General features: G+C 60.4%; 10 protein-coding genes. 4 read left to right on the plus strand and 6 right to left on the minus strand.

All coding sequences use genetic code 11. The annotated features are described in order from the left end of the window. Positions 1-174: 174 nt before the first annotated feature. Positions 175-1137, minus strand: coding sequence for a zinc-binding dehydrogenase (locus tag HX824_RS32215; protein ID WP_087694978.1), 963 nt, complete (start codon positions 1135-1137; stop codon positions 175-177). A gap of 138 nt (positions 1138-1275) precedes the next feature. On the opposite strand from HX824_RS32215, the gene HX824_RS32220 reads away from it, so the two are divergent. Together HX824_RS32220 and HX824_RS32225 are read left to right on the plus strand one after the other, a co-directional pair. After that, positions 1276-3357: a carboxy terminal-processing peptidase gene (locus tag HX824_RS32220; protein WP_023659269.1), complete on the plus strand. Its 2082-nt coding sequence runs from the start codon at positions 1276-1278 to the stop codon at positions 3355-3357. A 112-nt stretch (positions 3358-3469) separates the two neighbouring features. Further along, complete coding sequence (locus HX824_RS32225; RefSeq protein ID WP_023659268.1) at positions 3470-5248, plus strand: bifunctional diguanylate cyclase/phosphodiesterase; 1779 nt, start codon at positions 3470-3472, stop codon at positions 5246-5248. Between the two features lies 1 nt (position 5249). Here the strand turns inward: HX824_RS32225 and HX824_RS32230 are convergent, their stop codons facing one another. From HX824_RS32230 to HX824_RS32250, 5 genes are all read right to left on the minus strand, one after another. After that, the gene (locus HX824_RS32230) at positions 5250-5636 is read right to left on the minus strand and encodes a sel1 repeat family protein (RefSeq protein ID WP_003211114.1); all 387 of its coding nucleotides are present in this window, start codon (positions 5634-5636) and stop codon (positions 5250-5252) included. After that, complete coding sequence (locus tag HX824_RS32235; RefSeq protein ID WP_003211116.1) at positions 5636-6007, minus strand: hypothetical protein; 372 nt, start codon at positions 6005-6007, stop codon at positions 5636-5638. Before HX824_RS32235 ends, HX824_RS32230 begins: the two co-directional genes overlap by 1 nt. Continuing rightward, positions 6004-6342 (minus strand): helix-turn-helix transcriptional regulator, encoded by a 339-nt coding sequence (locus HX824_RS32240; protein ID WP_003211117.1) that lies wholly within the window; start codon positions 6340-6342, stop codon positions 6004-6006. The genes HX824_RS32235 and HX824_RS32240 overlap by 4 nt, the downstream gene beginning before the upstream one ends. Before the next feature lie 97 nt (positions 6343-6439). After that, complete coding sequence (locus HX824_RS32245; RefSeq protein WP_003211120.1) at positions 6440-6895, minus strand: YkvA family protein; 456 nt, start codon at positions 6893-6895, stop codon at positions 6440-6442. 482 nt (positions 6896-7377) lie between these two features. Continuing rightward, entirely contained in the window at positions 7378-8118 is a 741-nt protein-coding gene (locus HX824_RS32250; protein ID WP_003211122.1) for an FKBP-type peptidyl-prolyl cis-trans isomerase, read from the minus strand. Between the two features lie 246 nt (positions 8119-8364). Here HX824_RS32250 and HX824_RS32255 point away from each other — a divergent pair, with 246 nt between their 5' ends. Together HX824_RS32255 and HX824_RS32260 are read left to right on the plus strand one after the other, a co-directional pair. Beyond that, positions 8365-10176, plus strand: coding sequence for a di-heme-cytochrome C peroxidase (locus tag HX824_RS32255; protein WP_177049483.1), 1812 nt, complete (start codon positions 8365-8367; stop codon positions 10174-10176). Positions 10177-10207: 31 nt separating this feature from the next. Next, entirely contained in the window at positions 10208-11338 is a 1131-nt protein-coding gene (locus tag HX824_RS32260; protein WP_003211127.1) for a catalase family protein, read from the plus strand. Positions 11339-11466: the final 128 nt, after the last annotated feature.

Consider the following 11466-nt stretch of genomic DNA (forward strand, 5'->3'; position numbering starts at 1 on the left):
GTGAGGGCACACCGAGCCTAAGCGAGGTGCCGAGTGGTGGGGCAAGAGCGTTTTGCTTACTTTTGCGCTCTTCAAAAGTGAGCCGCTGTAAGAGCGGAACCAATAGTCGCCGTTACGAAAATAACGGATATACACCCAGCCCAACTCCCCCCAACACAAATGTCGCATCTGAAATCAGGTCAGACTCTCGTCAATCACCAACACCAGCTTCCCTGAAATCCGATTAGTCGCCAGCTCCGCAAACGCAGCCTCGGCATCCTTGATCGGAAACGTCCTGGCCAGTTGCGGACTCAAGCGCCCCTCGGCAAACAACGGCCAAACATGCTGGCTCAAGTCACTGAACAAGTCAGCCTTGAACTGATCATCCCGACTGCGCAACGTCGACCCCAACACCTGCACACGCTTGGCCAACACCTGCGCCAGATCGATCTGCGCCTCACGCCCCCCCATCAACCCAATCAACACCCAGCGCCCATCACGCGCCACCAGCTTGAGATTCAGCGCCGCGTAATTCCCCCCCACCGGGTCAAGAATCACATCGAACGGTCCAAAATCCCTCAAGCCCTCGATGCCGTCAGTACGTACCACACCCCCCTGAGCCCCCAGCGCTTCACAGTACGCAAGGCGATCCGCCGACCCCACGCTGACCCAGCACGGGCTGCCAAACGCCTTGCACAACTGAATCGCCGCCGAGCCCACCCCACTGGCGCCGGCATGCAACAACACCTTCTCACCGGGCTTGAGGCCCGCCAACTGGAACAGATTCAGCCACGCGGTGCTGTACACCTCGGGCAACCCGGCCGCTTCCACCAGGGATACGCCCTCCGGCACCGGCAGCACATGCCGCGCATCCACCACCACTTCTTCAGCCATCCCGCCGCCAGCCAGCAAGGCGCAAACCCGATCCCCCACTTGCCACGACGAACCGGCGCCGACTTCGCTGATCACCCCGGAACACTCCAGGCCCAGCACCTGGCTAGCACCGGGAGGTGGCGGATAAAGCCCCGAACGCTGTAATAAATCGGCGCGATTCAGGCCCGCAGCCGCCACGCGAATGCGTACTTGGCCTACATCGCATGTAGGACTTGGCTCTTCTTGCCACTCCACATGACCTTCAACGCCTTGCAATGCTTTCACAGTGCCTCCATAGTGAGTCTGGACTGAGCCCGTTGCTGTAGCGTCGGGCTTTTTGCATTATGCGACCGGCCCATATGGAACCGGCGACTTCAAAGACGGCCTAATATGCGTTATCAATTGCCCCCGCGTCGAATCAGCATGAAGCATTTGTTCCCCAGCACCGCCCTCGCTCTTTTTATCGGTATCGGCCTTTTGCCGCTGTCGAGCAATACGTTCGCAGCCAACAGCTGGGACAACCTTCAGCCTGATCGCGATGAGGTGATTGCCAGCCTTAACGTCGTCGAGTTGCTCAAGCGCCACCATTACAGCAAGCCGCCGTTGGACGACGCTCGTTCGGTGATCATTTACGACAGCTACCTCAAGCTGTTGGATCCCTCGCGCAGCTATTTCCTGGCCAGCGACATCACCGAGTTCGACAAGTGGAAGACGCAGTTCGACGACTTCCTCAAGAGCGGTGACCTGCAGCCCGGCTTCACCATCTACAAGCGCTACCTGGACCGCGTCAAAGCGCGTCTGGACTTCGCCATTGGTGAGCTGGACAAAGGTGTCGACAAGTTCGACTTCACCAAGAAAGAGACCTTGCTGGTTGACCGCAAGGACGCTCCTTGGCTGACCACCGAAGCCGAGCTGGACGACCTGTGGCGCAAGCGCGTCAAGGATGAAGTCCTGCGCTTGAAGATCGCCGGCAAAGAGCCGAAGGCCATCCAGGAACTGTTGACCAAGCGCTACAAGAATCAGCTGGCACGTCTGGATCAGACCCGTGCCGAAGATATCTTCCAGGCCTACATCAACACCTTCGCAATGTCCTACGACCCGCACACCAATTATCTGTCGCCAGATAACGCGGAAAATTTCGATATCAACATGAGTCTGTCGCTGGAAGGCATCGGTGCCGTCCTGCAAAGCGATAACGACCAGGTGAAGATCGTGCGTCTGGTGCCGGCAGGTCCGGCCGACAAGACCAAGCAGGTTGCCCCGGCCGACAAGATCATCGGTGTGGCCCAGGCCGACAAAGAGATGGTCGACGTGGTCGGCTGGCGCCTGGATGAAGTGGTCAAGCTGATCCGCGGGCCGAAAGGCAGCGTGGTGCGCCTGGAAGTGATTCCGCACACCAACGCACCGAACGACCAGACCAGCAAGATCGTGTCCATCACCCGTGAAGCGGTGAAACTCGAAGACCAGGCCGTCCAGAAGCAAGTCCTCAACCTCAAGCAGGATGGCAAGGACTACAAGCTCGGCGTGGTGGTGATCCCGGCGTTCTACCTGGACTTCAAAGCGTTCCGCGCCGGTGATCCGGACTACAAGAGCACCACCCGCGACGTTAAGAAAATCCTCACAGAATTGCAGAAGGAAAAAGTCGACGGCGTGGTCATCGACCTGCGCAACAACGGCGGCGGTTCCCTGCAGGAAGCCACCGAGCTGACCAGCCTGTTTATCGACAAGGGTCCGACCGTGCTGGTGCGTAACGCTGACGGCCGTGTCGACGTGCTGGAAGACGAGAACCCGGGTGCCTTCTACAAAGGGCCGATGGCGTTGCTGGTCAACCGCCTCTCGGCATCCGCCTCGGAGATTTTTGCCGGCGCGATGCAGGACTACCACCGTGCGCTGATCATCGGCGGCCAGACCTTCGGCAAAGGCACCGTGCAGACCATCCAGCCGCTGAACCATGGCGAGCTGAAACTGACCCTGGCCAAGTTCTACCGGGTTTCCGGGCAGAGCACCCAGCATCAGGGCGTACTGCCGGACGTCGATTTCCCGTCGATCATCGACACCAAGGAAATCGGCGAGAGCGCCCTGCCCGAGGCGATGCCGTGGGACACTATCCGTCCTGCGATCAAGCCTGCGGTAGACCCGTTCAAACCGTACATCGCAGAGTTGAAAGCTGATCACGAAGCCCGCTCCGCCAAGGATGCCGAGTTCATCTTCATCCGCGACAAACTGGCCCTGGCCAAGAAGTTGATGGAAGAGAAAACCGTCAGCCTGAACGAAGCCGACCGTCGTGCGCAGCACACCGACATCGAGAATCAGCAACTGGTGCTGGAGAACGCCCGCCGCAAGGCCAAAGGCGAAGCCCCGCTCAAGGAACTGAAGAAAGAAGACGAAGACGCGATCGCCGCCGAGCCTGATAAAACCAAGCCGGAAGATGATGCCTACCTGAGCGAGACCGGGCGCATCCTGCTGGACTACTTGAAAATCAGCAAGACGGTGGCCAAGCAGTAAATGATGGCGATTTAATGTGAACGCTCCTCGGAGTGTCATCAAATAGACATCATTCTGTCGTGAAATGAAGGACCTGCCAAAGCAGGTCCTTTTTTTTCGACCCGAGAAAATCATGACCATGACCGAACAGCTGAATGCATTGGGCTCAATCCTGGCTCAAGGCAGTTTGCACAGCCTGTTCCAACCCATCATTTCCCTGTCTGAACGACGCGTCATCGGTTATGAAGCCCTCAGTCGCGGCCCGTCCAACAGCCCGTTGCACTCCCCTGTCGCACTGTTCTCCGTGGCCCGTCACGCCGGGCGTCTCAGTGAGCTGGAGATGGTCTGCCGGGAAAGTGCCTGCCGGCGGTTCAGCGAGCAGAAACTGCCGGGCAAGCTGTTTCTCAACGTCTCACCCGAATCCCTGCTGGAGACCGCCCACCAGCCCGGCCGTACCCTGCAACTGCTCAGCGACTTCGGCATCCCGCCCAGCCAGGTGGTGATCGAACTGACCGAGCAAACCCCGACCGACGATTTTCAACTGCTGCAAACCGCGCTGCACCACTACCGCGCCATGGGCTTTTCGATTGCCCTGGATGACCTGGGTGCCGGTTATTCCAGCCTGCGGCTGTGGTCGGAGCTGCGCCCGGACTACGTGAAGATCGATCGACACTTTATCGACGGCATCCACCAGGACGCCCTCAAGCGCGAGTTTGTCGGCTCCATCCTGCAAATCGCCAAGGCCTCCCGGGCCCAGGTCATCGCCGAAGGCATCGAGTTGCCGGAAGAGTTGGCGGTGCTCACCGAGATGGGCGTCGACCTGGTGCAGGGCTACCTGCTCTGCCGCCCCCAGGAACACCCGCCGCAGGAAGCGCGGTTGATGCTGCCCAAGCCCGACAACGCCAACGTCGCGCTGAACGACGAAGGCAGCGACCTCAGCGCCCTGCTCAACGAACAACCGGCCGTGGGCCAGCACACTGCCACGGCGCAGGTCCTGGAAGCCTTTCGGCGCCAGGCCAACCTCAATTCCCTGGCGGTGCTGGATGAGCGTGGCCACCCGATTGGCATCGTGCACCGGCACTCGCTGTCAGATGCGCTGCTCAAGCCGTTCGCCACCGATCTGTTCGCCCGCAAGCCCATCAGCCGCTTGATGAGTGATGACTTTCTCGCGGTGGAACTGAGCCAGTCCTTGCAGCAGGTCAGCCGCCTGCTCACCAGTCGCGCACGCCAGCGGATCGAGGAAGATTTCATCATCACCCTCAACGGCGATTATCTGGGGCTGGGCCGGGTGATCGATGTGCTCAAGCTGATTACCGAGCTGAAAATCCAGCAGGCACGCTATGCCAACCCGCTGACCTTGCTGCCGGGCAACGTCCCCATCCAGCAGTGCCTGACGCGGCTGTTGCAGCAACAACGCGAGTCTGTGATCTGCTACGTCGATATCGACAGTTTCAAGCCATTCAACGATATCTACGGCTATGGCCGGGGCGATGAAGTGCTGCTGTGCCTGGCGCAATGCCTGAACGACCGGGTAGACCCCAGCCGCGACTTCGTCGGGCATATCGGCGGTGATGACTTTTTGCTGGTGCTGGGGCCGCAGGATTGGCGCAAGCGGCTGAACCAGTTGCTGGACGACTTCCACACCCAGTGCCGGCGCTTCTATCGCAGCGAGCATCTGGACGCGGGCTGTTTCGTTGCACTGAACCGCCAGGGCGTGCGCCAGGAGTTTGCGCTGCTGTCGCTGTCCATCGGCGTGGTGCATTTGTATCCACAGGCCTGTGGACAACTCGATGCCAGCCAGTTGGCGGAACTGGCCTCGCAAGCCAAGCACCACGCGAAGAACGTGGCGGGCTACAGCATTCATGTGATTGACAGCCTGGAGCTGGGCCAGGCAGAACCGCAGCCGCTCTAGATCAGAGTTGCTCCAGGCGCATCTGCGCCAACGGGTGCCCGGCTCGGGCGGCGATTTTCCACCAGCGTGCCGCCTCCAGCGGATCAGGCGCCTTGCCAAGGCTGCCCGCAAGGCTCAACACCCCAATCTGGTAGGCCGCCTTGCCGTCGCCGGCCAGGGCCGCCAGCCGCAACAGTCGCACGCCTTCTTCACGGGCGCCAAGGCCCTTGCCACGAAACGTCAGGATATGTCCGTAGAAACTCTGTGCTCCTACGTCGCCCAGATTGGCCATGCGCGCGAACTGGCCTTCAAGCCACTGCCAGCCACGCGGCTGTCGCACGAACCAGGACCAATGAAACAACTTGCGCGCCAGCCAGTAACTGGCATACGCCTTGAGCTTCCAGAACACTACGCCTCCGCTGACTCGGGATAATCGTATTCAAATACTCGCACCACTTCGGATGCGTGCCACGACGCCGCGGCCACGCCATCGGACGGCCCGCAGAAGCGCCCGAGACGCTCCACGCATTCAAAGAAACCGGTACGTGGCAGGCGACTGGCGCCCTGGCTGATCACCAGGGAACTGCGCAGTGGTTGGTCGGCCTTGGCATCCAGCGCCGCCAGGTGCTCCAGCGCAGCCGTCAGGGTCTGCATGGCCGGCGTGGGAAATTGCAGGCGCTCCAGCAAGGCGCGGTAGGTCAAGAGGTGGCGCTGTCGGCGCGCCTGGTCCAGCTCGTTGAGTAACCCATCCCAATGTTGACGGCTGATGCGTACGCTCACGTTTCGTCCCTCCAACCTGCAACGCCAAGTTCCCAGGCCAGGCTGCGGCGGATGGCTGCGTCCGGCTGGCGCTCACCGCTTTCGATCAGGCCCAGGTAAGACGGGCTGATGCCCACCGTGCGCGCCAGAACCTCGATGGCCAGGCCCTTGGCCTCGCGCAGGCTTCGCAGCTGCTCCAGGGGGCGCAGATCCGGTTCGGCAGTGGCTTGGCTAATGGTCGAAGCGGGAGGCGTTGGCTGTTGCTGACCGGCAGCTTTTAACAGCGCCTGATACTGAGCCCATGGCAGAACCGCATATTCGGGCTCGCCATCCTTTGTAATTATCTGAATATCCATGACTGCCCCGTAGGATCACAACACTTACTTCGTAAGTACTTTCCTTAGGAGTGTAATCCTAACAGCCACAAAGAGCGCAGGGGGATATTCCCAAGGTTCAGTTTTTTTTCAGGTGTTCCTGCGTAAGCAGCTGAGGCGTCGCAGGAAGGCGCTCAACCACCGCAAGTTTCTCGGGGAGCTGACGCTCGCGCCAGGCGCGAAAGGCGCTCAGTTCGCCGTCGAGGGTCTTCATGACCCACGCCAGCACAGCAATGTCGTCGAGCATGCCGAACACCGGGATAAAGTCCGGGATCGCGTCAATCGGGCTCAGGAAGTACATCAACCCTGCCACTACCGAAATCAGCGCCTTGGGGCTGATGGCCCGGTACTCGCCGCGCCAGTAGGCCAGGCACAAGGCCTGGAGCAGCTTGAGGTCGTCCTTGAGCTTGCCCAGCCGGTTGCCCTGGCTCGAGCCTTTGGCGGCGACCGCGAACAGCAACGTCGGCAAGCGCCCACGGCCAAGCAGGCGAGCAGCCATGGGCAGGAAGCGGGTGAAATTAAACGGGGCTTTCATCGTCACTCCAGTTCCAGGCGACAGAAAAGGTTATCCACACAAATTGTGGATAACCTTGTGAACAGAGCCTATTTTCCAGGCTGAAAGCCACGTAATACAAGGCCTACAGTCAGATCGGGCGTTTTTTGCGCACATAAAAAAAACCCAAGAATTCATTGACTTGGAGATAATCTGCGTCTACCCGTACTCGGGTCTTTTATCAGACTGCTCTAGCCCGCATGGGTTCGGTTGAATTTGCCCTGGATTCAACTGATCGTTCCCACGCTCTGCGTGGGGATGCCGCCTGTGGCGCTCCGCGCTTGCTGTTAGCGCTAGGCTTGAGCTATGCGCAATGGTGACGCAGAGCGTCACGGGATGCATTCCCACGCAGAGCGTGGGAACGATCGCAGAGCGTGGGGACGATCGCAGAGCGTGGGAACGATCGCACAGGCCAGAAACAACAACGCCCCGTCGAGACGGGGCGTTGTGTGTTCAGGCGCTGATTACTTCTTGGCAGCAGGAGCCGCCGGTGCGTCAGGAGCGTCTGCCTTGGACGGGTCCTTGATGGCCAGCAGTTCCAGGTCGAATACCAGCACGGAGTTGGCTGGAATCGCCGGGCTCGGGCTCTGGGCACCGTAGGCCAGGTCGGACGGGATGTACAACTCGACCTTCTCGCCAACGTGCATCAGTTGCAGGCCTTCGACCCAACCTGGAATCACGCCGCTGACCGGCAGGTCAATCGGGCTGCCGCGATCCACGGAGCTGTCAAAGGTGGTGCCGTTGGTGAGCTTGCCGGTGTAGTGAACAGTCACTACGTCGGTAGGCTTGGGTTGAGCACCGTCCGCTTTCTTCACGATCTTGTATTGCAGACCGGAAGCGGTGGTGACAACGCCGTCTTTCTTGGCGTTTTCTTCGAGGAATTTCTTGCCGGCGGTTGCCGACTCTTCGCTCATCTTGGCCATACGCTCTTCAGCACGTTTTTGCAGTGCGGCGAAGGCTTCGACCAGCTCGTCGTCTTTCAGCTTCTGTTCTTTCTTGCCGACGGCATCTTCGATGCCTTGGGCTACCGCTTTGGAGTCCAGGTCATCCATACCTTCTTGAGCAAGGCTTTTGCCCATGTTCAGGCCGATACCGTAGGAAGCTTTTTGCGCCGGGGTTTTCAGCTCTACGCTGGTTTGCGAATCACAACCCGCAAGTACCAGGCTAACCAGGGCCACCGCCGCCGCCAACCGATGCTGTTTCATGCTATTTCCTTGTTCGTGTGCCAAAAGGGCATTCGAGTAAAGTCGCGAGCTTATCAGGCGGCCACGACCAATGGCTACCGGCATGTGAGCAGGAAACTTCTGATAAGTTCACGTGTTTAAAAGCATTTTCATTCAATCCAGGGCCCTGCAACGGACGGCAGCAGCGCTGGAACGAGACTCATGGCCACTTGCCGCACTGCTGGCCTGATGGCATAAGAACGCTACAACTCGACAAGGATAGTTATCTTGCGCATTTTTTCCCGTGTTTTGCTGATGATTTTCATACTGCTGGGCCTGGTCCTGGCGGTGGTGCTCTATTACGTGGTCAACCCGAAGCTGCCGGTCTACGTGCCGGTGGAACAGGTGCACTACCAGGATCAATGGAGCGCCGCAGATCGCCAGACCTACTATTTCACGCCCCAGGGCACCCAGGTCAAGGGCCTGCGTTATGCCTGGTTTACCGCACTGGAACTGCCGTTCTCCGAACAGCGTTTCGCCACGCCCGAGTACCTGGCGCGCTTCGGTTTCCTGGTAGATCCCAGGCAAGTGCCGACTGCACAAAACCCCGGCAACCTGCCGGTGGGTTTCGCCCGGCATAAAAATACTGGCAGCAATGATGAGTTTCTCGACATCACCTGCGCCGCCTGCCACACCGGCCAGTTGAACTTCAAAGGCCAGGGCCTGCGGATCGACGGTGGCCCGGCGCAACATGTGCTGCCGTCCAGCGTGCCGACCCTGCGCGGCGGCAGCTTCGGCCAGGCACTGGTCGCCAGCCTGGCCTCGACCTACTACAACCCGTGGAAATTCGAGCGCTTTGCCCGCACCGTGCTGGGCCATGACTACGACGACCAGACCGCAGCGCAACTGCGCCAGGACTTCAAGAAGTCCCTGAACAACTTCCTCAAAGTTGCCTGGAACGACACCCACCGTGGCCTCTACCCCACCGAAGAAGGCCCGGGCCGCACCGACGCCTTTGGCCGTATCGCCAACGCCAGCTTCGGCGACGCCATTTCCCCCGACAACTACCGCATCGCCAACGCCCCGGTGGACTACCCGCAACTGTGGGACATCTGGACCTTCGACTGGGTGCAATGGAATGGCTCGGCCCAACAACCCATGGCCCGCAATATCGGCGAAGCCCTGGGCGTCGGCGCCACCCTGGACTTCTTCGACAGCGCCGGCCAGCCGCTCCAGGGCGATGCGCGCTACGCCTCCAGCGTGCGGGTTCGCGACCTGAATACCATCGAAGAAACCCTGCAACGGCTCAAGCCACCCACCTGGCCCGAAGACCTGTTCGGCGCCATCGACAAACCGCTGGCCGCCCAGGGTCGCGCACTGTTCGCGGAAAACTGCGCCGGCTGCCACGTGCCAGCGGTGTCCCAGGTCGATGGCCGCCCGGTGCGCCAGTTGAAAATGCTCCCGGTGGAAGTCATCGGCACCGACCCCGCTACTGCCAACAATATCGCTGACCACCGCTTCGACCTCAGCGCCCTGCAATGGGACCCGGCGGAGTTGGCGAAAATGAACGTCGAACTGCACCCCACGCCCACCGAGCCGCTGGACCTGCGCAGCCTCTCTTCAGCCAAAGGCCTGGCCTACATCACCGCCTTTGTCGAAGACCACGCCTACCGTGCCGCCGGTGTGACACCTGCCGAACGCCCGCGCCTGGACGGCTTCGGCCTGCCGATCGGCGTACGCGAATTGCGTGCCTACAAGGCACGGCCCCTGGCCGGGGTGTGGGCGACACCGCCGTTCCTGCACAACGGCTCGGTGCCGACGATCTACCAATTGCTCTCGCCTCAGGACGAGCGCAGCCCGACCTTCTATAAAGGCACCTTCGAATACGACCCGCGCCACCTGGGCTATCAAACCGCCGCGTTCCCCAACGCGTTCCTGTTCGATACGCGCATCACCGGCAACCACAACAGCGGCCACGAATTCCGTGCCGGGCAGCGTGGCAACGGGGTGATTGGCCGAGGCTTGCTGCCCCAGGAACGCTGGGCGCTGCTGGAATATTTGAAAGTGCTGGGCGGCCCGCTGGAACAGCAACTGCCCTGACCCAACCGACTTCGCAGAAAAGGATTTTTAAATGCTCGCTCGACTTTGGCTGCGCCTCGGCGCGTTTCTCGGCAAGACCCTGTTGTGGCTGGTGGGCCTGGGCCTGCTGGGCTGGTTGCTGTCCACCCTGTGGTTTGCCTGGCAGCACAGCGGCCCGGTATCGCCGGATGAACAGATCCCGCCGGGGGAAGCGGCCATGACCCAGGGCATCATCCAGACCGCCGTGCGCATCGTCGACCAACACCGCGAGGGCACGCGTTACCTGCGGGATGCGCATGCCAAGGCCCATGGCTGCGTGAAGGCCGAGGTCAGCGTACTGGCGGACCTCGACCCGGCCCTGCGCCAGGGCGTGTTCGCCGAGCCGGGCAAGACCTGGCAGGCGATGATGCGACTGTCCAACGGCAATGCGTATCCGCAGTTCGACAGCATCCGGGATGCCCGGGGGATGGCGATCAAGTTGCTGGACGTGCCAGGCAAACAGCTGCTGGCGGATCAGCAGGCGCGGGGTGAGCAGGACTTTGTGATGTTCAGCCATCCGAACTTTTTCGTCAGTGATGTGGCGGAGTATGCGCAGAACATTTCGGCTCAGGCCGATGGCAAGAAAGTCATGGCGTTTTTCCCCGGGGTGGATCCGCGCAGTTGGCAGGTGCGGCATTTGTTTATCGCGCTGGCGACGTTGGCGCCGCCGCCGGTGAGTCCTACGCAGACGACGTATTTCTCGGTGTCGCCGTATAAGTTCGGGGCGGCGAATGCGAAGTTTCGGGTGGCGCCGGATCCCCAGGGGTGTCCTGCGTATGTGCTGCCCAAACAGAATCAGGACCTGCCGAACTTTTTGCGCAGTGCGTTGAATCAGCAACTGTCGACGGACCGGGTGGCGGCGTGTTTTGTGTTGCAGATTCAGCGGCAGAATCCGCAGAAGTTCATGCCGATCGAGGACACCAGCATTGAATGGAAAGAGAGTGATGCGCCGTTTGAGACGGTGGCCAAGGTGGTGATTCCGGCGCAGGATTTTGATACGCCGGCGTTGAATCTGGCTTGTGATAATCAGTCGTTTAATCCGTGGTTTGGGGTGGAGGCGCATCGGCCGATTGGGGGGATTAATCGGTTGCGTAAGGCGGTGTATGAGGCGGTCAGTGATTATCGGCATAGCCGGAATTTGTAGCTCCGCGGTGTGGGGTGCATATCCGTTGCTGCGGTTATGGCCGCTATTGGTTCCGCTCTTACAGCGGCTCACTTTTGAAGAGCGCAAAAGTAAGCAAAACGCTCTTGCCCCACCACTCGGCTCCTCGC

Source organism: Pseudomonas sp. D4002 (assembly GCF_013385665.1).
In the GTDB taxonomy this organism is placed as follows: Bacteria; Pseudomonadota; Gammaproteobacteria; order Pseudomonadales; family Pseudomonadaceae; genus Aquipseudomonas.